Origin of the sequence: Kitasatospora hibisci, assembly GCF_043950205.1 — a bacterium.
GTDB lineage: Bacteria > Actinomycetota > Actinomycetes > Streptomycetales > Streptomycetaceae > Kitasatospora > Kitasatospora hibisci.
The window spans coordinates 830,651-851,834 of sequence record NZ_CP171642.1 but is presented as its reverse complement, the minus strand read 5'-3'; the positions used below and the strand labels follow the sequence as shown (position 1 = coordinate 851,834).

The window sequence follows — 21,184 nt, the reverse complement described above, 5'->3', positions numbered from 1 at the left end:
CATTTTCGTCCGTGCGGTTGCACGGTCGCGTCTGTGGGGTGTGCGCGTGCCGTCATGCGGTGCTGCGGTGGTGCGTCCCGGTGGTTCGGGCCGGGGTGGCCGGTGGGGCGGCCGGGTCAGTCGGTCGGTCTGCTGGTGAGGCTCAGCAGTACGGGTCCCGTGGGGGAGGACACGAGGTCGCCGATCGAGAGCGGGTCGAGCGTCGCGAAGAACGCCTCCTGGGCCGTGCGCAGTGCCCCGCGCAGGCGGCAGGCCGCCCGCAGCGGGCACGGTGGGTCGTCCTCGCAGCCGACCACGTCGCCGACGCCCTCCAGTTCCCGGAGGAGCGGTCCGAGCGAGCCGGTCCGGCCGGCGAAGGTGAGTGACAGCCCACCGCCGCGGCCGCGCCGCGCCTCGACCACGCCGAGGTGCTGCAGCCGGCTGACCACCTTGGCTGCGTGGGTGTAGGGCACGCCGACCGACTCGGCCACCTGGCGGGTGGTCGGAGCCGCGTCCTCGTCGAGGACCGCCAGCCGCATGGCGATGCGGAGGGCGATGTCGGTGCTCTTGGTCAGCCTCACGCCTCGAAGACTAGCTAATGCGACTCCTGGAATCCAATTTCCTGCACGCGCCCGGTCGGGTGCCCGGCCGGGCGGCGGGTCGACCGGCGGGCCCGGTCGGGCATTCGGCGGGGCGTGCTCGAACCGTTATCGGCGGGATGTGAAAACCGCCTTACCTGACTGATGATCAACTGCTTTACTGGCCGCGCTCATTGGCAGGTTCCGCTCATGGCTGCAGTCTCGGGGATGTCATGGATCACACGCCACCACAGCCACCGTCCGTCCCTCCCGTACCGCCCTCGCCCGGCTTCCCGCCCGGCCTCCCGACGGGCCCGCCGCCCATCGGCGCGTCGTACCCCGCCGCGCCGCCCGCGCCGCCCCCGGGCGCCGCCCGGCCGCCGGCCCCCGGCGGCCTGCAGGCCGACGCCGGCGCGCAACCGTTCCTCGCGACACCCGAGAACCTGCGCGGCCAGGCCGGTCCGGCCCCCGCCGAGGCGACCCGCTACCTCTGCGCGGCCGCCTGGCTGGACCGGGGCTTCCGCGCCGCGCTGATCGAGGAACTGGTCGAGCAGTGCTACCGGATCCCGGCCCCCTCCCCGGGGACCGACCTGGTCCGCGTCCTGCACGAGGCGCTGACCGCCCGGCGCTGGGAGGCCTGGACGGGCGTGGCGTTCCTCACCGTCCTGGCTGCCGGATTCGTGCTCCTCGGTGCGGTACCGGCGGGCATCGTGCTGCTCGTGGTCCTCGCCCTCGTCCTGGTGTCAGGGTTCCGCGAGGACCGGATGGACCACCGGATCGGCCTGACGGTCGAACGTCTGCTGATGGTGACGGCCCCGCGGTCCGGCGGTCCGGCCCGGAGCCTGATGACCGGGACCAAGGCTCTGGTCGTGGTCGTCGTCGTGTTCGTCTCCCTGTCCTACCTGAGCCGGAACGGCGCCGACTGGTACGACCTCGGCTGGGGCGGCCTGACCCTGGACGACGGGCACCGCGGCGACGGCTGGTACACCGGCCTGCTGGGCGGATCCGGCACGGCGGGCGCCGTCCTGCTGCCGGCCGCCGCAGAACTGGCCGCCCTCTGGCTGATCGCGGCCGGCCTGCGCTTCGCCGTGCGCCGACGGCTGGCCGGGCCCGAACCGGCCGGCGGCAAGCCCGGCGGTCCGCCGCCGCAGCCACACGGCCGGCGCGAGGCCTGGATCTACCGGCGGCTCCACGAGCAGCAGAGCGGCCCGGAGCTGCTCTACGGCCGACGGGCGCCGCTGGTCGGGCTGGGGATCGCGGGCCGCGCCTGGCGGATGACCTTCGAGCTGCGGCCCTCGGCCGAGCGGGCGGCCCAGGGACGGGCCGCCGAACCGCTCGACGCATCCGTCCTCTACCGGTCGATGGCCGCGCGGGTGCGGCAGCTGGCCGAGGACACCGCCTACCCGGACGACCCGCTGCGCGGACTCTCCGTCACCGACCGGGTCTTCCGCCCCAGCCTGCGCAACGACGCGCCCCGGAACTGGCGCGGCGCGATGACGGCCCGGTCGGGCGACCGGCTGCTGCTCGAACCCGCCTGGGCCGACCTGCTGGGCCGCTCCGGCCACGAGCGGCTGCGCCACTACCTGGCGATCCGGGTCGGCTCCTGGCAGGAGGAGGTGGTGGTCACCGTCCTGGTGCGCACCACCACCCGCGGCGGACTGCTCTACCTGGAGTGGCTGCCGTACGTGCTGCCGCCGGTCGGCCGGGGCTACCACGTCGTCGACCACCTCGGCCACGACTCGGCGCTCGCGGACGCCCGAAACGCCCTCGGCTGGGCCGCCCGCCGGCTCGGCGGTGACATCGCCGTCGCGGTCGGGGAGTCGGACCGGTCGCGGGCCTCGCGTGCGCGTGCCGCCCGGTACCACCGCCGCTACGAAGAGCTCACCCGCGCGGGCCGCGCCGTGGACTTCGCGCCCCGGTTGAGCGTCCGCGAGCTGGGCGCGGGGACGGAGTACCAGAACATCTTCCAGGCGCACGACGTGCAGCGGTTCCTGAACACCGTCACCCAGCGGGTGTTCAGCGCGGTGGGGGAGGAACTGCGGGCACGTGGCTACGACAGCGGCGCCTTCGAGCAGCAGTCACAGAACATCACCAACATCAACAACGGCGGCGTCCAGGTCAACAACAGTTCGGTGCACGGCTCGGTCGCCGGAGGCAGCGGTTCGTCGGTGGACATGGGCAAGGCGAAGTAGCCCCAGGGCGGGGGCCCAGGGCAGGAAACGTCAGGGCGGGGTACGGCCGGACGGGCACCGTCGGGCCGCCGACAGGAGGGAAGCACATGGAGCAGCAGCACGCGGGCGACAGCGGGAACCCGGTGGGCCCGACGGCGGGCGGCAACTGGAACAGCGGCGGTGTCCAGGTCACCGGCGGCAGCACCGTGCACGGGCCGGTCGCCGGCGGCCAGGGTGCCACCGTGCGGATCATCATCGGCGGCGGGCCCGCCGCCGGGCCCGCCGGCCCCGACGGCCTGAGGGCGGCGGCCGAGCAGCTGCGGGCCGCACTCGCCCTGGTCCGCGCCGAGCGGCCGGACACCGTGGCTCCGGAGGACGCCGAGGACGCCGACGCGGCCCTGGCCGAGATCCTCGCGGAGACGGCCCGGGAACGGCCCCGCGAGGGCGTCCTCCGCCGCCGGGTCGGCACCGTCGTCGACGCGCTGCGGACGGTCACCCTGCTGACGGCCGCGGTGGCCGGGCTGGAGAGCGCCTTCGCCGCCCTGCTCGGCTGATCGGGGCCGGTGCGCGACGTCCGCCGGCCTGCGCGCCCGGCCGTCGCCCACCCCCGTCGTCCAGCACCCGTCGTCCAGCGCTCTGCCGCCCCACGGTAGGCCTCGTGACGGAGCGTCAACCGCTCGCCCGGTGATCCGCCCCGGAGCGATCACGGACCGGAGGACAATGGCATGATGGGCTGTTCCCGACCACGCGGCCGGGGTGCAAGGGGATCGTAAGGGGAGTACGCCGACCCGCTCGCAGGAGTGCCGGTACGGCGGACACCGGCCGTACCGGCGGGTGGACGGGTGACGGGGGAACGCGCACGTGTGGATCATCGGCATGCTGGTCGGCGGATTCGTGCTGGTGGTGCCGCCCGCGCTGCTCGGCCGGCGGTTGCTCGGGATCGAGGCGAGCCTGCCCAGGGCCGTCCTCGCCGGGCTGGTCGGCATCTCCACCGCCGGCGCCCTGCTCGGAGCCCACCTGCAGCGGGACGACCAGCGGCTGGTGCTGAGCCCCGTGCTGCTCGGCATCGCGCTGCTGGTCGCCATGGTGACCCTGGTCGTCCTCGACCTCGCGGCGCCCGCGGGCAGCGTCCGCCCGTTCTCCTGGCCGCGCTCGCTGCGCGACCGGCTCGCCCGGATGCGTCGCTACTCGCGGATCGTCCGCATCGCCGGCCGCCACGGCCTCGGCCCGTACCTGAGGGGTCGCGGCCGGGGAGACGGGACGCGGCACGAGCTCCTGGCCCAGGAACTGCGCCAGGCACTGCAGGCGGGCGGGACGACCTTCGTGAAGCTCGGCCAGGTGATGTCCACCCGCCGGGACCTGCTGCCCGCCCCCTACGTCGAGGAGCTCAGCAGCCTCCAGGACCGGGTGCCCGCCGCGCCCTGGCCGGAGGTAGAGCGGGAGCTGGTCGCCGCGCTCGGTGCCGCCCCGGAGGAGGTGTTCGCCGAGTTCGACCACCGGCCGCTCGCCGCCGCGTCCATCGCCCAGGCGCACGCCGCCGTCCTGCCGGACGGCACCCGCGTGATCGTCAAGGTCCAGCGGCCAGGTGTGCGCGAGCTGGTCGAGCGCGACCTTGACATCGTCGGCCGGCTGGCCGTGACCCTGCAGACCCGCACCGACTGGGGACGCAGCCTCGGGCTGGTGGACCTCGCCAAGGGCTTCGCCGTCGCGCTGCGCGAGGAGCTGGACTTCCGCGTCGAGGCGCGGAACATGACGGCCGTCCGCCGGGCCGCCGCCGCCCGGCGCGACGACAGCGTCGCCATACCCGTCGTGCACGAGGCGCTGAGCACCGAACGCGTCCTGGTGATGACCAGGATCGACGGCACCCCGCTCGGCCAGGCGGAGCCCCGCGACGAGAAGCACGGCCGGGAGCTGGCGGACACCCTGTTCACCGCGTTGCTCAACCAGATCGTGCGCGACGGCGTCTTCCACGCCGACCCGCACCCCGGCAACATCCTGCTCCAGCCGGACGGCCGGCCCGCCCTGCTGGACTTCGGCTCCGTCGGCCGGATCGACCCCGGCCTGCGGGACGCCATGGGCGGCCTCTTCCTCGCCGTGGACCGCGCCGACCCGGCCGCACTGCGCGACGCCCTGCTGGACGTCACCGACCGTCCGGAGGACGTCGACGAGCAGCGCCTGCAGCGCGCCCTCGGCCAGTTCAGCGCCCGCCACCTCGGCCACGGCTCGACCCCCGACGTCCAGATGTTCACCGACCTGTTCCGGCTGGTCACCGACTTCCGGCTGGCAGTGCCGCCGGAGATCGCCGCCGTCTTCCGGGCCCTCGGCACCCTGGAGGGCACCCTGCTGCGCCTCAGCGCGGGGTTCGACATGTTGGCGGCCTCCCGCTCCTTCGCCGCCGACCGCCTCGCCGGCCAGCTCGGACCGAGCAGTGCCCGGCAACTCGCGCAGGACGAACTCCTCGGCCTGCTGCCGGTGCTGCGCCGCCTGCCGCGACGGCTGGACCGGATCGGCAGCGCCCTGGAGGAGGGCCGGCTCGGGGTGAACGTCCGGCTGCTCGCCGACCCGCGCGACCGCCGGGTGGCCGGCGAACTGCTCAGCCGGGTGCTGCTGACCTTCCTCGGGATCTTCTTCGGCGTCACCGGGGTGCAGCTGCTCGGCCTCAAGGGCGGTCCGATGGTGACGGACGACCTCGGGCTGTACGCGCTGATCGGGTACCACCTGCTGGTGCTCTCGGCGGCGGTGGTGGTGCGCACCGTCTACGTGCTGAGCCGCCCGCTGAGCTGAGGCCGGCGGGGCCGTCAGGGGTCGGCTCGACGCCGCGGGCCGTCTGGTCCGCCGGACGGCGCTGCCGCTCGCCGAGATCGCGGCGGCCACCGGCTTCACCGACGAGCCGCGCCGCCTCACCCGCCGCTTCCGCGCCCGCTGCGGCGGCACCCCGGCCGACTTCCGCCGCACCGGCTAGCCGACCGCCCGGTTCGGACGGCCGCGGATCTCCGTCATCGCTGCCACCCTGCCGTTCGCGTCCCGCCGGACGTCGAAGTACTCCGAATCGACGAGACGGTAGTCCGTCAGCTGCTTCGCCGTGACGGCCCTCTTGTTCAGCCTGGCCTTCTCGGGCAGAGCGGGGTCGCTGGGGCAGGGTCCGCCCGTTCCGGCGGGGGGCGACGGGGCGATCGACGAACCGAGGCCCCCCCGCGGGCCGGCCGGCTCCGGTGAACCCTCCGACGGCGCGCCCCACGAGGCCCACCCCGCACCGCCGGAAAGCGTTTTCCGCACCGCTCTTGATGGACGGTCGGCTCCTGACTTTACTTGACATGGCTTCGCCCAAGGCGGGGCCGGTTCCCTCACCTTCCGAGTCAGGAGGACAACCACATGGCGCTCTCCCTCTCCCGGTTACGGCGTACCACCGTCGCGATCGCGGCCCTGTCGCTGGCCGCGCTGACGGCGAGCCAGGCCGCGGCCGTGCCGGCGCCCGCCCCCGCCCGGGCGGCGCAGTCCGCGGGCCGGGTCGCCGCGATCGAGGACCAGGTCGCCCGCAGCCTGGCCAGATCCCTCACCGACGCCACCTGGAGCTCCCGGGTGCGCGCCGCGGCCGACGTGGCCGGGACAGAGCTCGCCCCGCTCGCCGCCGCCACCGACACGCCCGCCGCCCACTCCCTGGCCGGGACCGCGGCCGACGCCGATCGCCGGATCGCCGGGGCCAAGGGCCTCGACGCCGGCCTCGGCCCGCTGCTGCGTGTCCAGTTGGCCGACGCGTCGATGCGGGCGGCCCTCGACGCGGGCGCCACGCCGCTGGTGGCCACCGCGGTCGCCGACGATCACGCGCGCACCGTCCGCGCCTACGACACCGACGGCCGCGTCCACACCCTCGACGCCACCACGGTCCCGGACCGGCCGGTCTACCTCGTCGACATCGACGCCTCGAAGGCGCTGGCGGCCGGGGTCGACGTCCTGCGCAAGGAGTTCGCCGCGCACGGCCTCGCCGGTGCGCAGGCCGCGGGCGGCTGGTGGGCCACCAAGATCGACAGCATCGAGGTCTACGACGACCAGGAGCCGTGGTTCAAGGGCGCGGCCGAGATGTTCAGCCTGGTCACGGGATTCGGGCAGGACGGCAAGGTCCGGGTCGACTCGGTCGCCATGCCCTACCTGCGCTACGACGGCACGGTGTACAACCCGAACCAGATCCTGGTGAACTGGTCGAACTACAAGTACAACCTGGCCGACGTGGTCCTGATGGAGGACGACGGCGACACCAACTACCTGGCCCTCGCCCAGGCCGTCGCCGCCGTACTGCTCACCATCGCCGACCAGGGCGCGTACATCCCGCTGGTCAACGCGGTGCTCGCCGCCCTGCCGAGCTCGTGGTGGACCGACGACCCGGACTACGTGGAGTCCTGGTACACCCTGGCCCGGACCAGCTCCGGCCGTCTCAACGGTGCCACCGGCAACGGCTGGATGACCGTCCAGCCGTACTGGGTGGAGCAGTTCTGACGTAGTGCCCGCGGCGGCCGCTCCCACGTCTTCGAGGCGCGGGAGCGGCCGCCGTCCGCCTTCCGGGGGCGGGACCGGTGCTCAGACCCCGGCCCCGCCCACCTCGCCGGTGATCTCCCGGAGCGCCTGCTCGTAGCGGTGGAACAGCCTGGGCCCGGGGGCCGGATCGTCGCGCTCGGCCCGCAGCAGCAGCCGCCAGCACTCGGCGACCAGGGCGCGCGCCTGCGCGCCGGGCCACGGCTCGGGCAGCAGCTCGGGCGGCAGCAGCGGGTCCGCGGCCACGGCCCGGGTGAACTCGGCGGCCAACTCGACCGTGACGGCCAGCCGTTCGGTCCGGTCCGGGACGGACGGACCGGCCAGCCGGGCGCACCGCGCGTCCGCGATGCCGGCCAACCTGCGGTGCCCGTGAGCGAGTTCGTCCAGCGGCCAGAGCCGACGGGCCAGCGTGATCGGGTCGGACTCGCCGGCGATCCGCAGGTCGTCGGTGGTCAGCAGGGTCAGCCGGTCCCGCAGGCCGAGCCGGTCGGCCTCGGCCTCGACGTACGGCTCCCAGTTGTTGGCGCAGACGTAGACGCCGCCCTGCACGGCCGCGCCGCCGAGCCGGACCAGCGCCTCGCGCAGTGCGTCACGGGCCTGGCGCGCCGGCTCGGGGACGGCAAAGGCGGCGAGGCGCCAGCGACCGTCCCAGGGGGCGAGCCCGGCGTCCTGGGCGTACATGTGCCGGACGAAGTCGACCTCCGGCTCGGCGCTGCGCCGGGCCTCGGTGCTCTCGCGGAGCACGGCTCGCCGCCCGCGTCCCTCCTGGACCAGCAGGCCCTCGGCGGCCATCCGCTTGATGCAGAGCCGCACCTGCTGGTCGGACATCCCCAGCGCGCCCGCCACGTCGTAGAGCTCGCCGGCGTCCACCGTGCCGTCCGCCCGGACCAGGCCTTCGACCAGCGTCCTGGTCGGCACCTCGGCCCTCGGTTCCTCCGTGATCACAGCCGCTCCCTTCCATCAGGGAGTGTAGTAGGCTCAAAACTATCGAAGTCAAAACGATAGTTCTCTGTTCGATAGTTTATGGAGGTTCGATGCTGCGGCGCACCTGGTTCAGATGGCTACTGGGCTCGCTGCTGGCCGTGGTCCTGTCGGTAGGTGCCGCCGTCGGCTGGGTCGCCTACCAGAACAGCTACGACCTGCGGGAACAGCGGGTCGCCATCACCGGCGGCGCCCAGCCGCTGGACGGCGTGCTGGCCCGGCCTGAGCACGGCGACGGGCCGTTCGGCCTCGTCGTCTTCGTCCACGGCGACGGGCCGGCCGACGCCACCCGCGACTCGGCGTACCGGCCGATCTGGGAGTCCCTGGCCAGGGCCGGCTACGCCTCGCTCTCGTGGAACAAGCCCGGCGTCGGCGGCGCCCCCGGCAACTGGCTCGACCAGAGCATGGACGACCGCGCCGCCGAGGCCGCCGCCGCGATCGCCTGGGCGAGGTCGCAGCCCGGCATCGACCCAGGGCGGATCGGTCTCTGGGGCATCAGCCAGGCCGGCTGGGTGCTTCCGAAGGTGGCCGACCGGGTGCCCGACGTCCGGTTCGTGATCGCCGTCTCCCCGGCGGTCAACTGGCTTCAGCAGGGCCGCTACAACCTGCTCGCCGAACTCGCCCACGAACACGCCCCGCAGAGCCGGATCGACGCCGAACTCGCCCGCCGTGAGCGGGTCAACGAACAGCTGCGCAGGGGCGCCACGTACGAGCAGGCGCGCGCCGCCGTCGGCGCCGACCTGCAGGACCTGACGCCGGAGCGCTGGCGCTTCATCGGCCGGAACTTCACCGCCGACGCCACCGCCGACCTGGCCGCGCTCAAGGTGCCCGTGCTGCTCGTGCTCGGCGGCAAGGACCGCAACGTCGACGCGGCCGACACCGAGGCCGGCTACCGCCGGATCCTCACCGCACCAGGGCAGTTGACCGTCGTCAAGCACGAGGACGCCAACCACAACCTGGTCCGGCCCGAGGTCGAGGACGACGAGGTCGAGGGCCTGTTGACCGTGCTCGCCGCGCCCCGCTCGATCTACGTCGACGGCTACCTCGACGAACTGCGGCGCTACGCCGACTCCTTCACCCCGACGGGAGGGCGGCGATGAGGATCCTCGCCCTGGGCGGCGCCGGTGCCATGGGCGCGGTGGCCGTCCGCACCGCCGCGACCCTGCCGGGCGTGGCCGAACTGGTCGTCGCGGACCGTGACATCGCGGCCGCCCGGAGTCTGGTCTCCGAACTTCCCGCCGGTCACGCGCGGCTGTCGGCCCGTCATCTCGACCTCACCGATTCCCGGCAGCTGGATGCCGCGCTCGGTGAGGCGGACGTCGTGCTCAACACCGTCGGCCCCTACTACCGCTTCGGTCCGACCGTCCTGGCCGCGGCCGTTCGGCAGCGCACCCACTACCTGGACCTGTGCGACGACTGGGAGCCGACCGTCCGGATGCTCGAACTCGACCGCGCGGCACGCGAAGCGGGCGTCACCGCGGTGCTCGGCATGGGCGCCAGCCCGGGTGTCTCCAACCTGCTCGCCGTGCTCGCCGTCGAGCGGCTCGACGCCCTCGACGACCTCTACACCGCCTGGCCGGTCGACGTTCCGGACGCCGGTGAGAACCTGACCGTTCCGGGCGGCGGCCCGGGCGCCGCCGCGATCCACTGGATGGAGCAGATCAGCGGCACCGTGGCCGCCGTCGAGCAGGGCGCGCTGGTCCGGCGCCCGCCTCTGCGACCGGTCACCCTCGCCCTGCCGGGCGGCCGAAGCGGCACCGCGTACACCGTCGGCCATCCCGAACCGGTCACCCTGCACCGGAGTTTCGGGCCGCGCGGCGACGCGGCCTGCCTGATGGTGGTCACCCGTGGCACCGTCGCCTTCCTGGACGGGCTCCGCCGCGACCTCGACCGCGGCAGGCTGGACAACGAGGCGGCAGCCGTCGCGCTGACCCGGGAGCCGCTGGGTCGTGCCCTCTCGGCGGGCGTGCGTTCCGCTGCCTACCGCGGGCCCGGCAGCCTGCCCCCGTTCTTCGCCGCGGCCACCGGGCGGCGCGACGGCCGCCCGGTCACCGTCCTCGCCCGCCCGACCGAGGACCCGCCCCGGCTGCTCGCCGACATGGCCCTCGCCACCGGCGTCCCGCTCGCCCTCGGACTGGCCCAGGTCCTGGACGGTACCGCCCGCCGTCCGGGCGTCCACCCGCCCGAGGCCGTCATCGACGCGGCGCGCTTCTTCCGCGACCTCGGGCCGTACTCCCCGGGCGGCGTGACGATCGAGGAGTCGGCGGGGGAGTGCGTGGGTGAGGCGTGATCGGCCTCCTCGTGCAGGACGTGAGGGACCCTGCCCGGATCGCGCGGAGGCCGCGATCCGGGCGGGGGGAAGCGGGCCGGTCGCGTCACTCCCGGCGGATGGCGGTGACGGCCCGGGGCGGGCCGTGGCTGTCCGGCGGGCCGGCGACGACGCTCACGCCACCGTGTCGTTGGCGCGTGGCCGGCTCGGGTGCTGGACGACGAGGTAGCGGGGGCGTTCGAGCCGCTGGACGTACTCCGGGCCGGTGGTCCACTCGCAGCCGCCGGGTTCGGGCCGGAGGTAGGCCAGCCCGTTGAGGGTGTCCATGTAGACGCCCTCGGCGGGGGCGCCCGTGGCGGTCCGGTGGGCGAGGTCCCGGACGACCTCGCCCACCGTCGGCGAGTGCGCGGGCATGCGGGGGCAGCTGGACATGAAGTCTCCCATTGTCGCTCTGAGTCCCGGACATCTCACCGGGTGTAGCCATGGTGGCCCGGCGGGTCGTACGATGGCCAGGGTTCCACCGTTGACCAGTTGGTCATGTGAAAGGTCTTCAGTCTCCATGGAACAGCAGGCAGTTGATGTCCTCTCCTCGCCCGCGATCCGGTTCGGGCAGGAACTCCACAGGTCACGGCGGGCGCGGGGCTGGTCCCAGGTCGGCCTGTCGAAGCGGATGGGGTACTCCAACACGCTTGTGTCGTACGTCGAACGAGCGAAGCGTGCTCCAACAAAGAACTTCGCCGTCAAAGCCGACGAGGTGTTCGACACGGGCGGGACGTTCTACGAACTCTGGCGCCGGTACGCGAAGGCGAGCCTGCTGGAGGGCTTCCCCGAGTTCGCGGACGCCGAGGCCCGGTGCCGCCGGCTGCGGGAACTCGCCCTGACGATCGTCACGGGCCTCTTCCAGGTGCGCGAGTACGCCGAGGCGTTGGCCTGCGCGGCCGTCCAGCGCGGGGCGATCACCCCGTCGGCGGCGGAGCACCGGGTCGACTTCCTGGCCGCCCGGCAGCGCCTCCTGGAGCGGGCGAAGCCGCCGCTGATCCACGCGGTGCTCGACGAGAGCTGTCTGGTCAGGACGGTCGGCGGAAAGGCCGTCATGGCCAAGCAGCTCGACCACCTCGCTGAGCTCGCGGCGAGGCCGAACATCACCCTCCAGGTGGCGCCCTTCCACCTGGGCGAACACCTGCCCTTCACTATGCCGATCACCTTGCTGGACCTCCCGGACGGCTCGGTCGTCGGCTACGCCGAATCACACGCGCACGGCCATCTGGAGCGCAAGCGCGAAACGATCACGGCATGGGAGAGGGAGTACGATCAGCTGGTGGTGGAAGCCCTGCCCAAAGCGGCATCCCTGGCACTGATCCACAAGGCTCGGAAGGAGCTAGCCCCATGAACCCCGATCTCTCCGGCGCGTCCTGGGTGAAGTCCTCGTACTCCAACAACGGCGGGCAGTGCGTCGAGATCTCCGCGAGCCTCCCGGGCGTCGTCCCGGTCCGTGACTCCAAGGACCCCGGGGGCCCCGCGCTCGTCTTCCCGGCCGACGCCTGGCGCTCGTTCATCGCCGGCGTCCGCACGGGCGAGCTCGGCACCGTCTGACGTCCCGTCCCCGTCGGCGCCGGACCGTCCACTCTCCCCTGCTCGTCTCCGACGGCACCCTCCTCCACGCCTTCGGCGCACCCTCGCGACCGGGCGCGGGCCCCGAGGAGCTCCTGCCCTCCACGGCGGAGCGTCCTCCGGCCGAGTCCCTGCTGATTGCCCGCGCAGCTGCCGGTGCTCTGCGAGCCGGTCACGACCCCTCCCGAGGGGATGGGGCAGAAGGGGCAGAGGCGGGCGTCGACCTTCCCGACGCTCTGTGCGGCCAGGTCGGTGCGGCCGAGGTGGGCAGTGGGCGCGCCGTCTCCACGCCTCGCTGAGACGGCGTCGGAGCCCCCCGGGCCACCAGCGCCCCAAGGCGTCGGCGTCCGGAGGTCCGACGCGAGGACGTCCTAACCGAACGTGAACCAGTTGAGGTTGACGAAGTCGGCGCTCTGTCCGCTGGCGAAGGTGAGGTACACGGTGTGCGTGCCGGTGGTCCGGGCGATGTCGGTGGGCACCGTCCGCCAGCTCTGCCAGCCGCCGGTGCCGGCGACGGCGAAGCTGCCGACCGGTGCGGCGGCCGGGCTGTCCAGCCGTACCTGGACCAGCCCGCTGACCCCGGGCGCGGCGCCGGAGGCGACCCGGGCCCGGAACCGGGTCGCGCCGGAACTGCCGAAGTCCACGCGGGTGTAGCCGAGCCAGTCGCCGTTCGCGATCCAGCCGACGTCCTGGCCGCCGCCGGTGTCGCCGCACTTCTCCACCGCGGTGCCTGACTGCGAGCTGTAGGACTCGGCCTGGATGGTGCCGAACGCGCTCGTCCCGCCGCCGGGCTGCGGCGACGGCGTGGGGTCGGCCGAACCTCGGCCGCCGCCGACGGTGACGGAGAACAGGCGCGGGCTCGCCGACTGCACCCTGCCCTCGAAGTCCACGCCGACCGGATGGACGTCGTCGTACGGGAAGGCGTAGCCGAGGTGGTCGGGGTTGGCCGCGTGGAGGACGCGGGCGTAGTGGTTGGTGCGTGCCGCGGTGTAGAAGGCGGCCGGGTTCTCGCCGTTCGGCTGGTGCGGATTGTCCAGCAGGGTGGTGCGGTTGAGCGCGGCGGCGAGCCGCGCACTCAGGTTGCCCATCAGGTCGTTGCCGGTGGTGAACGGCGCCGAGCTGCAGTTGAAGACGGCCGCGGTGGACGGCTTGGCGAAGCCGCCGATGCCGGGGAAGGCGAGCACACCGTTGCTCACCCGGCCGGTGACGGTGCCCCAGCCGGCCTGGGTGTCGATCACCAGGTCGGTACTCCGGTACTTCTCCCACACGGCGGTGAGGTAGCCGTCCAGATAGCCGTTGAACAGCGACGGATCGGCGCTGATCGCCGTGTTGGGGCTGAGGATGCGCACTGTCCGGCCGGCGGAGTCCGGCACGATCAGCCGGGCCCAGTCGCCGCCGTCCCGGGCCGCCTGCGTGCGCAGGGCGTTCGCGGCCGACTCCAGGCCGCCGACGGGCAGGCCGCTGACGCTCTGGCGCCCGTCGCCGGTGGTGAGGTCGAAGGCGATCGGGACGGCGGCGAAGTCGACGTAGCTGATGTTGGCGTACAACTGGTCCGGCCCGTAAGTGAATTCGCAGAACCCGTAGGACGTACCGATGTTGGGGTCGGTGGGGTTGCTCACCGAGGGCAGGGCGATGCCCGGGCCGGGGTTGATCCGGAAGACGAGCTCGCGGCCGACGGAGAAGTAGATCCGCCCGCTGGAGAGGTACGGCAGGCGGATCCGGCGGGGGGAGCCGCCGGCCGCACCCAGTGCGATGGCGCAGTCCGCGCCGAGCGGCGCGCCCGGCGAGGTCGGGGAGGGCGGGTGGTAGAGCGTGCTGCCGTCGGAGCGGAGGAAGGCCCAGCTGTTGCCCTGGGCCGGGTCGAGGCCGAGGACGTAGGCGTAGACCGGCTGGGAGGACACGGTGTTGACCAGGTCGACATCGAGCCGCTGCGGGGTGGTGCTGCCGTCCGCGGTCTGCGACAGGGCGAGGAGCGTGGGTGCGGTCAGGGCCGCGACGGAGGCGCCGAGCATGGTCCGACGAGTGATCACGAGGGCTCCGGGGGCGTGGGGGTGGGGCGGCGGTGCGGACTGCACCGCCCGGCCGCCACCCTCCCGCCCGGGCCCGGACACGTCAATGTCTGAAACCGTAAGAGGCTCTTAAGTCTGAATCTGTTCACTTCTTGAAGAGTGGCCACGGCCCGAGGTGGCTCTCGCAGCCGCGGGCCTCACCCGGCCGCGAACGTCCGGCGCAGGCAGGTGGCCAGGCGCTCCGGGGTGGGTGGGGCGAAGCGGCCCGCCAGGTACCCGTCGGGCCGGACGAGGAAGGCCTCCCCCGGGCGGGGCCGGTACGCGGCGGCGAACTCGGCCGCGGCGTCGCGCACCGACGGCAGGCGCCACTGCGGCGCCGGCGCGCCGGGGGCGAGCACCGCATAGACGTCCAGCTGCCCGTGGGCCGCGGACAGGGCGGCGACCGCGCAGGTGGTGACCTGGTCGTCGGGGGCTCCGGGGTCGACGTGGAACAGCAGGGTGTGCCGCGGGCTTCGCAGCAGGTCGAACAGGCGGACCGGGTAGGTCGCCAGGTCGCGCTCCAGGCCGCGGCAGTCCGGCGCCCGGTCGCCCGGCGCGGGGCGGCCCGGCGCGGCGTCCGCGGCCTCCGGGGACGGCTCGGTCAGTGGGCCGTCCGGGTACCCGACCAGCAGCTGTGCCTCCCGCCGCAGCGCGGTGCCGACGTCCTCGGCGTCGGCCGGCACGCCCGCTGCCCTGGCATGCCGCACGGTCCGCCCGACCACCTCCTCGCCGACCGGGTGTCGCTCGGCGTGGTAGCTGTCGAGCAGGTCGTGCGCGCCCAGTCCCCGCACGGCGAGCGCCAGCTTCCAGCCGAGGTTGTAGGCGTCCTGGATACCGGTGTTCATGCCCTGGGCCCCGGTCGGCGGGTGGATGTGCGCGGCGTCGCCGGCGAGGAAGAGACGGCCCGCCCGGTAGCGGTCCACGAGGCGGTGGCTGATCCGGAAGGTGGACGACCAGCGCAGCGAGGAGGCCCGGGTCGGCTGGGGGGAGAGCCGGTCGAGCACGGCCTGGATGTGTCGCAGCTCGGGCGCGCGACCGCCCTCCAGCCCGTGCTGAACGCCGCCCGCCGGGTCGGCGGCCAGCTCGTCCGGCACCATCATCGACATCCGGTAGCGACCCCTCCCCGGGAGCGGGATGCAGACCAGCACGTCGTCGACCCGCCCCTCGCCGTCGTGGTGCGTGCACCGGATGCCGTACCCGGGCGGGAGGTCCCAGTCGACCTCGACGTCGCCCAGCATGTACTGCTCGGGGAAGGCGTCGCCCTCGAAGGCCAGCCCGGCGGCCTTCCGCACCGGGCTGTGGGCGCCGTCGCAGCCCACCACGTAGCGCGCCCGTACCTCCCGCGGCCCCTCCGGGCCCCGGAGACCGGCCCGGACGTGGTCGGCGTCCTGCTCCAGGGAGACCAGCTCGGTGCCGCGCTCGACGTGGGTGCCGAAGCCCGAGAGGTGCTCGCCGAGCAGGCGCTCCGTCGTGTACTGCGGCATGGCGGCGAAGCAGTACGGCACGTCCGGCGGCAGGACGAGGTCGATCCGCGGACCGGGCTCACCGTCCGAGAAGAGGAACTGGCCGAGCATCGGCACGGCCTCGTCGAGCGCCGCGCGGACCAGGCCCATCGTGTCCCAGACCTCCATCGTGCGCGGCTGGACGCCGACCGCCTTGGCGTAGTGCTGCGGGGCGGTCAGTCGGTCCACGATCCGGCAGTCGACGCCGTGGCGCCGCAGCTCGGCCGCGGCCGTCAGCCCCACCGGTCCCGCGCCCACCACCAGCACGTCGATCTCGTCCATGACCGCTCCCCGGGGGCTCGTCCGACTCCCTCCAGGCTGCGCCCGACCGGCGGTGGGCCGCCACCGGTGGCCGGTGCGGCGCTGCGGCCGGAGAGGGCCGGCGCCCGGGCGGCGAGGTGAACGGCAGGCCCGGACGCCCGCGTCGGATTGCGACCAATTCCGAACACTTGGCAACAAAGACGATCAAGTACTGACGGTAAGTCAAGCAGGCTTCTACGCTTCGTGCGGCTCCGGTCGATCACGGAGCCGCCACCGTGCAGCACGGGTCACCGTGCCGCGCACCCGCCCCGTCCCCCGACGAGCCTGGAGAAACCCCTCGTGACAATACGTCGTTCACCCCGCCGCGCCTGGACGGCCGTGGCCGCCACCGGCGCGGCGACGGCCGCGCTGCTGGCGCAGCCCGGTACCGCCGCGGCGGCCGCGCCGCCGCCGAAGGTCACCGCCACCGTGCCCGTCGCGCCCTATCCGGCGGGCGTCGCACTGGCACCGGACGGCGCCCGGGCCTACGTCGCCAGCCAGAGCAGCGGGGCCGTGACCGTCCTTGACACCGCCACCGACGCCGTCGCCGCCACCTTCACCGCGGGCACCGGCTCGTACGCGGTGGCCATGGCTCCGGACGGGCGGCACGCCTACCTGACCCACCACCTCGACGGCACGGTCAGCGTGGTGGACACCGCGAGCAACACCGTCACCGCGACCGTCCCGGTGGGCGAGGGGGCCTTCGGCGTGGCCGTCGCCCCCGACGGCGCCCACGCGTACGTGACCAACGCCGGCGACGCCACCGTCAGCGTGCTGGACACGGCGACCAACACCGTGACCGCCACCGTCGCCGTCGGCGCGGAGCCGCACGGCGTGGCCGTCGCCCCGGACGGCGCGCACGTGTACGTGGCCGCCTCGGGCGCCCAGTCGGTGGAGGTGATCGACACCGCGAGCAGCACGGTGGGCGCGCACATCCCCGTCGGCCACGGGGTCTTCGGGCTGGCGCTCAGCTCCGACGGCTCCCGGCTCTGGACCGGCAACGGCGGCGACTCCACCGTGAGCGTCCTGGACCCGGCGGCCCGCACCGTCACCGGCACCGTGACGGTCGGCACCAACCCGTTCGCCGTCGCCCTCGCGCCCGACGGTCGCCACGCCTACGCCTCCAACTACGCCGACGACACGCTCAGCGTCATCGACACGGCCACGCTCGCCGTGTCGGCGACCGTCCCGGTGGGTGCCAGCCCGTACACCCTCGCGCTCACCCGCGACGGGCGGCGCGGCTACCTCGCCGACTTCACCGGCGGGACGGTCACCGTGCTCGGCTTCCCGCTGCCGGTGCCCGCGGTGACCCGGATCAGCCCGACCTCCGGACCGCAGGCCGGCGGTACGACCGTCACCGTCACCGGCACCGACCTCGCCGGCGCGACCGCGGTGAGCTTCGGCGCGGCGGGGAACGCCACCGCCTTCTCCTGTACCGCGACCAGCTGCACCGCCACCGCGCCCGCGGCCTCCGCGGCCGGCGCCGTCGACGTCCGGGTCACCACCCCCGGCGGCACCAGTGCGCCCGTCGCCGCCGACCGGTACACCTACGTCGCACCCAGCGCCGACCTCGCCGTCACGCTCGGCGCCACCCCGGTCGGGGGGCTGCTCACCGGACGGGTCGACTACACCCTCACGGTGACGAACCACGGCCCGAACGCGGCCGCCTCGGCCACGGTCACCGCCGACCTGCCCGTGGGGATGATCGCCTCCTCCACCGACTGCACCGTCACCCTCGGCCGGCTGACCTGCACGCTCGCCACGCCGCTGGCGTCGGGCGCGAGCACCACCCGGCACCTCTCGCTGCACGTCGGGCTGTTCAACCTCGGCCGGACCTTCACCGTGTCGGCCGTCCGCACCGCGAGCGCGCCCACCGACCCGGTCCCGGCCAACGACAAGGCGTCCCGCACCTGCACCTCCAGCCTCGCGCAGCTGAGCTGCAGCTGAGCGGCGGCTGCGCCCGCGTGACCGCCCCCTCCCCGCACCCGGGGAGGGGGCGGTCGCCGTTCCGGGCTCGGATCGCTCTGGACGAATCGTCCAGACTGGACGTACAGTCCAGACATGACCACAGAGACCCCCGACCCGCGCGTCCAGGCCTGGTCGCCCGTCTGCCAGGCCGTCGCGCTGCTGCTCGGGCCGTACGCCGAGGTGGTGCTGCACGACGCCGTCCGGGACGAGGTGCTGGCCGTCTGGAACCCGATGACCGCGCGCGCCCTCGGCGACCCGTCGCTGCTCGGCGAGCTCGACCGGCTGGGACCGTCCGCGCCCGACGTCTACGGGCCCTACCCGAAGCTGCTGCCCGACGGCCGGCGGCTCTCCTCGGTCAGCGCCGTGCTGCGCGACGCCGAGGGCGCGCCCTCGGCGGTGCTCTGCGTCAACCTCGACCGCGGCCCACTGGAGCAGGCCTCGGCGCTGCTGGCCGCCTTCGCCGCCCCGACCGCGCCCCGCCCCGCCCCGCTTTTCGAGCGCGACTGGACGGAGCGGATGAACGAGGTCATCGGCGGCTACGTCCGCGCCCACGGCCGCCCGCCGGAGCGGCTCACCCGCGAGGACCGGATCGCCGTGCTGCGCCGGCTCGACCAGGCGGGGGTGCTCGCGGTGCGCCGTGCGGTGCCGGCCGTCGCCACGGCGCTCAAGGTGTCCCGCTCCACCGTCTACACCCTGCTCGCCGACCTCAAGGCCGGCCCCGGCAGCGACCCCGACTCCGCCGTCGACCCCGACTCCGCCGTCGACCCCGACTCCGCCGTCGACCCCGACCCCGAGCGGGAGCCGGACTCCGCCCCCCGCCCTGCTTCCGGCCCCGAGGCCGATCCCGCCCCCCGACCCGCCGCACAACCCAGGACGACGCGATGACCAAGCTCCCCGACTTCCGGCTGGAAACCTACTTCTCCCGCTGGGAGTTCACCGCACGCCACCACCTCACCGCCTCCGACGCGCAGACCATGGCGATGTCCGAACTGCTCGACCTCGCGAGCCCCGAGGACCGGCACGCCTGGGACACCCTCACCCTCGGCTACACCGAGACCTTCGGCGACCCCGGCCTGCGCCGGGCCGTCGCCGGCATGTACGAGCGGGTCGAGGCCGACGACGTGATCTGCTTCGGCGGCGCGCAGGAGGGGCTCAACCTGGCGATGCAGGTCCTGCTCGGCCCGGACGACCACGCGGTCGTGGTGACCCCCAACTACCAGTCCGCCGAGACCGTCCCACTCTCGCTCTGCGAGGTCACCGGCGTCGCCCTGGACGCCGGCCGGGGCTGGTCGCTCGACCTGGACGAGGTGGCCGCCGCGCTGCGCCCGAACACCCGGGTGGTCTCGGTCAACTTCCCCAACAACCCCACCGGCGCGGTGATCGGCGCCGCGGACTTCACCCGCCTCGTCGAACTCTGCGACGAGCGCGGCATCCACCTGTTCAGCGACGAGGTCTACCGCGGCCTGGAGCGCGATCCGGCCCGTACCCTGCCGAACGCCGCGGACCTCTCGGAGCGCGCGCTCTCGCTCAACGTCACCTCCAAGTCGCTCGGCCTGCCCGGCCTGCGGATCGGCTGGATCGCCTGCCGGGACCGGGAGCTGCGCTCGCGGCTGGAACGCGCCAAGCACTACACCACGATCTGCAACTCGGCACCCAGTGAGATCCTGGCCCGGATCGCGATCGGCAACCGCGAGCGGATCCTGGAGCGCAACCGCGCGATCATCGCCGCCAACCTGCCGCTCTTCGACGAGTTCTTCGCCGGGTTCGCCGAGCTGTTCGACTGGCAGGCCCCGGACGGCGGTTGCGTCGCCTACCCGCGCTACCTCGGGGCCGACGGCGTGGAGGACTTCTGCACCGGGCTGGTGGAGGAGGCCGGTGTGCTGCTGTTGCCCGCGAGCATCTTCCGCTCCGGGCTCACCCCCACGCCGACCGACCGGTTCCGGATCGGCGTCGGCCGCCGCGGCCCGGAGCCCGCCCTGGACGCCTTCGCCGGCTGGCTGAAGGGCCGCCGCCGGTGACCGCCGCGGCGCAGCGGTGACGCCCGGGCCAGAGGGGCGCAGGACCGCCGGCGCCGGCCGTCAGCCCCTGCGGGCAGCCTTGGTGCGGTACTTGAGGCCGAGCAACGCTCCGGAGAGCCCGTGCGGAACCAGCCAGGAGACGTCCTCCCGGTCCACCGCGTCGAACCGGTACTTGTACGGCTCGGTGCCGCGCAGGAAGTCGAAGGTGGCCAGGCCCTGCCCGGCGGTGGCCCGGAGGGCCTCGGCGATCACCGCCGTGCCGAGCCGCAGCGGCGCCCAGGCCTGGTCCCAGCCGATCTGGTAGTAGGCGAAGGTGTCACGCCACTGGAACCCGTAGAGCACGCCGACCGCCTCGCCCGCCCGCTCGGCGACCAGGAAGGCCGGCCCCTCGCCACGACCGGTGGCGGCGGCGCGCTCGATCAGGCGCAGGTGCAGCGGCGCGCGGGCGGCGTCGAAGGTGGTCGGCAGGCCGAGTGCGGCCCGCCGCTGCCGGTGCAGACACAGGACCGTGTGCAACAGTTCGGTGCGCTCGGCGAGTTCGCCCTCCCCGGCGGCCGGGGCGACCCAGCGGAAGGTGATCCCCTCGGCGGCCAGCTTCCGTCCGTACCGGCGGAGGTTCGCGCGGAACCGGCGGGAGCCGAGCGCGTCCGGTCCGGCTGTGAGGTCGGCGCGCGGGCAGGGGGTGCGGCCGGTCTCCACCGCGCCGGGCGGCAGCAGTCCGGTCTGCTCCGGGTCGAGGTCGGTGAGCAGGAGTGTCGCCCGGCGCCCCCGCCTCCGCAGCCAGTCTGCGACCTCGGCGCGCCGCTCGGGCACGGCGGTGAAGCCGCAGTGGTCGGCGGCGCCCGGGCCGGAGCCGAGCACGGTGAGGCAGGGGACGCTCAGCGGCGCGCGGGGGTGGAGGCGGCGCCGGGTGCGCAGCAGCGGGACGACCGCGGAGACCCGGCCGTCCGCCTCGCGCCAGACGGTGACCTCGCCCGTCCCTTGCTGCGTGCCGAGCGTCTCCCACCAGGAGAGCGCCCACTCGGGCGTGGTGAACCACGATCCGGCCGGATCGGCGGCCGCCAGCGACCGCCAGCCGTCGAGCACGTCCACCGGCAGGGCGGGGGAGTGGTAGCGGACCGGCCGGGCGGCCGCCCCGTCCGCCGGGCGCGCCCGGACAGCTGTGCCGAGCACCGCTTCCGCCCCCGGGGCGTTGCCGCTCCTGCCGTCCGTGCGGTGTCCTCCGCCGGCCG

The 21,184-nt window shown here is 74.3% G+C and carries 17 protein-coding genes and 1 pseudogene; 12 read left to right on the top strand and 6 right to left on the bottom strand.

The genetic code is table 11. From position 1 onward, the window contains the following. Nucleotides 1–116: 116 nt before the first annotated feature. Nucleotides 117–560, bottom strand: coding sequence for an RrF2 family transcriptional regulator (locus ACF9IK_RS03925; RefSeq protein ID WP_395292837.1), 444 nt, complete (start codon nt 558–560; stop codon nt 117–119). A gap of 230 nt (nt 561–790) precedes the next feature. Here ACF9IK_RS03925 and ACF9IK_RS03920 point away from each other — a divergent pair, with 230 nt between their 5' ends. The 5 genes and pseudogenes from ACF9IK_RS03920 (at nt 791) to ACF9IK_RS03900 (ending at nt 7,219) form a co-directional block, all read left to right on the top strand. Then, on the top strand, nt 791–2,749 hold the full coding sequence (locus tag ACF9IK_RS03920) for a hypothetical protein (RefSeq protein ID WP_395292836.1): 1,959 nt from the start codon (nt 791–793) through the stop codon (nt 2,747–2,749). A gap of 86 nt (nt 2,750–2,835) precedes the next feature. Further along, nucleotides 2,836–3,282 carry a hypothetical protein gene (locus ACF9IK_RS03915; RefSeq protein WP_395292835.1) on the top strand — a complete coding sequence of 149 codons (447 nt, stop codon included), beginning with the start codon at nt 2,836–2,838 and terminating at the stop codon, nt 3,280–3,282. 307 nt (nt 3,283–3,589) lie between these two features. Then, complete coding sequence (locus ACF9IK_RS03910) at nt 3,590–5,512, top strand: ABC1 kinase family protein (protein WP_395292834.1); 1,923 nt, start codon at nt 3,590–3,592, stop codon at nt 5,510–5,512. Between the two features lie 34 nt (nt 5,513–5,546). Then, nucleotides 5,547–5,690: pseudogene (locus ACF9IK_RS03905) on the top strand (hypothetical protein); the annotation flags it as partial. Between the two features lie 410 nt (nt 5,691–6,100). Continuing rightward, a complete protein-coding gene (locus ACF9IK_RS03900) occupies nt 6,101–7,219 on the top strand; it encodes a DUF3103 family protein (protein WP_395292833.1) in 1,119 nt (372 codons plus the stop codon). An 81-nt stretch (nt 7,220–7,300) separates the two neighbouring features. Here the strand turns inward: ACF9IK_RS03900 and ACF9IK_RS03895 are convergent, their stop codons facing one another. Then, entirely contained in the window at nt 7,301–8,200 is a 900-nt protein-coding gene (locus ACF9IK_RS03895) for a PaaX family transcriptional regulator C-terminal domain-containing protein (protein ID WP_395292832.1), read from the bottom strand. A gap of 89 nt (nt 8,201–8,289) precedes the next feature. On the opposite strand from ACF9IK_RS03895, the gene ACF9IK_RS03890 reads away from it, so the two are divergent. Then, complete coding sequence (locus tag ACF9IK_RS03890; RefSeq protein ID WP_395292831.1) at nt 8,290–9,336, top strand: alpha/beta hydrolase family protein; 1,047 nt, start codon at nt 8,290–8,292, stop codon at nt 9,334–9,336. After that, a complete protein-coding gene (locus tag ACF9IK_RS03885; protein WP_395292830.1) occupies nt 9,333–10,526 on the top strand; it encodes a saccharopine dehydrogenase family protein in 1,194 nt (397 codons plus the stop codon). The genes ACF9IK_RS03890 and ACF9IK_RS03885 overlap by 4 nt, the downstream gene beginning before the upstream one ends. Before the next feature lie 153 nt (nt 10,527–10,679). Here ACF9IK_RS03885 and ACF9IK_RS03880 read toward each other — a convergent pair whose 3' ends face one another. Then, a complete protein-coding gene (locus tag ACF9IK_RS03880; protein WP_395292829.1) occupies nt 10,680–10,937 on the bottom strand; it encodes a hypothetical protein in 258 nt (85 codons plus the stop codon). A gap of 127 nt (nt 10,938–11,064) precedes the next feature. Between ACF9IK_RS03880 and ACF9IK_RS03875 the strand changes: the two genes are divergently transcribed. Then, nucleotides 11,065–11,895: a helix-turn-helix domain-containing protein gene (locus ACF9IK_RS03875; RefSeq protein WP_395292828.1), complete on the top strand. Its 831-nt coding sequence runs from the start codon at nt 11,065–11,067 to the stop codon at nt 11,893–11,895. Continuing rightward, on the top strand, nt 11,892–12,098 hold the full coding sequence (locus ACF9IK_RS03870) for a DUF397 domain-containing protein (RefSeq protein WP_395292827.1): 207 nt from the start codon (nt 11,892–11,894) through the stop codon (nt 12,096–12,098). The genes ACF9IK_RS03875 and ACF9IK_RS03870 overlap by 4 nt, the downstream gene beginning before the upstream one ends. Nucleotides 12,099–12,487: 389 nt before the next feature. Here the strand turns inward: ACF9IK_RS03870 and ACF9IK_RS03865 are convergent, their stop codons facing one another. Together ACF9IK_RS03865 and ACF9IK_RS03860 are read right to left on the bottom strand one after the other, a co-directional pair. Then, on the bottom strand, nt 12,488–14,146 hold the full coding sequence (locus tag ACF9IK_RS03865; protein WP_395292826.1) for a beta-1,3-glucanase family protein: 1,659 nt from the start codon (nt 14,144–14,146) through the stop codon (nt 12,488–12,490). A gap of 176 nt (nt 14,147–14,322) precedes the next feature. Then, the gene (locus tag ACF9IK_RS03860) at nt 14,323–15,948 is read right to left on the bottom strand and encodes an FAD-dependent monooxygenase (protein WP_395292825.1); all 1,626 of its coding nucleotides are present in this window, start codon (nt 15,946–15,948) and stop codon (nt 14,323–14,325) included. Between the two features lie 318 nt (nt 15,949–16,266). On the opposite strand from ACF9IK_RS03860, the gene ACF9IK_RS03855 reads away from it, so the two are divergent. The 3 genes from ACF9IK_RS03855 (at nt 16,267) to ACF9IK_RS03845 (ending at nt 19,952) form a co-directional block, all read left to right on the top strand. Next, nucleotides 16,267–17,913, top strand: a complete 1,647-nt coding sequence (locus tag ACF9IK_RS03855; RefSeq protein ID WP_395292824.1) for a cytochrome D1 domain-containing protein — start codon at nt 16,267–16,269, stop codon at nt 17,911–17,913. 114 nt (nt 17,914–18,027) lie between these two features. Continuing rightward, the gene (locus tag ACF9IK_RS03850; RefSeq protein ID WP_395292823.1) at nt 18,028–18,819 is read left to right on the top strand and encodes a helix-turn-helix transcriptional regulator; all 792 of its coding nucleotides are present in this window, start codon (nt 18,028–18,030) and stop codon (nt 18,817–18,819) included. Then, nucleotides 18,816–19,952 carry an aminotransferase class I/II-fold pyridoxal phosphate-dependent enzyme gene (locus ACF9IK_RS03845; RefSeq protein WP_395292822.1) on the top strand — a complete coding sequence of 379 codons (1,137 nt, stop codon included), beginning with the start codon at nt 18,816–18,818 and terminating at the stop codon, nt 19,950–19,952. The genes ACF9IK_RS03850 and ACF9IK_RS03845 overlap by 4 nt, the downstream gene beginning before the upstream one ends. 60 nt (nt 19,953–20,012) lie before the next feature. On the opposite strand, the gene ACF9IK_RS03840 is transcribed toward ACF9IK_RS03845, so the two are convergent. Then, a complete protein-coding gene (locus ACF9IK_RS03840; RefSeq protein ID WP_395292821.1) occupies nt 20,013–21,125 on the bottom strand; it encodes a GNAT family N-acetyltransferase in 1,113 nt (370 codons plus the stop codon). Between the last annotated feature and the right edge of the window lie 59 nt (nt 21,126–21,184).

What these genes read in the sequence shown, in the direction of transcription:
- ACF9IK_RS03920 (WP_395292836.1), top strand. Translation starts at nt 791, where the DNA reads ATGGATCACACGCCACCACAGCCACCGTCCGTCCCTCCCGTACCGCCC.
- ACF9IK_RS03915 (WP_395292835.1), top strand. Translation starts at nt 2,836, where the DNA reads ATGGAGCAGCAGCACGCGGGCGACAGCGGGAACCCGGTGGGCCCGACG.
- ACF9IK_RS03900 (WP_395292833.1), top strand. Translation starts at nt 6,101, where the DNA reads ATGGCGCTCTCCCTCTCCCGGTTACGGCGTACCACCGTCGCGATCGCG.
- ACF9IK_RS03890 (WP_395292831.1), top strand. Translation starts at nt 8,290, where the DNA reads ATGCTGCGGCGCACCTGGTTCAGATGGCTACTGGGCTCGCTGCTGGCC.
- ACF9IK_RS03885 (WP_395292830.1), top strand. Translation starts at nt 9,333, where the DNA reads ATGAGGATCCTCGCCCTGGGCGGCGCCGGTGCCATGGGCGCGGTGGCC.
- ACF9IK_RS03880 (WP_395292829.1), bottom strand. Translation starts at nt 10,937, where the DNA reads ATGTCCAGCTGCCCCCGCATGCCCGCGCACTCGCCGACGGTGGGCGAG.
- ACF9IK_RS03875 (WP_395292828.1), top strand. Translation starts at nt 11,065, where the DNA reads ATGGAACAGCAGGCAGTTGATGTCCTCTCCTCGCCCGCGATCCGGTTC.
- ACF9IK_RS03870 (WP_395292827.1), top strand. Translation starts at nt 11,892, where the DNA reads ATGAACCCCGATCTCTCCGGCGCGTCCTGGGTGAAGTCCTCGTACTCC.
- ACF9IK_RS03860 (WP_395292825.1), bottom strand. Translation starts at nt 15,948, where the DNA reads ATGGACGAGATCGACGTGCTGGTGGTGGGCGCGGGACCGGTGGGGCTG.
- ACF9IK_RS03850 (WP_395292823.1), top strand. Translation starts at nt 18,028, where the DNA reads ATGACCACAGAGACCCCCGACCCGCGCGTCCAGGCCTGGTCGCCCGTC.
- ACF9IK_RS03845 (WP_395292822.1), top strand. Translation starts at nt 18,816, where the DNA reads ATGACCAAGCTCCCCGACTTCCGGCTGGAAACCTACTTCTCCCGCTGG.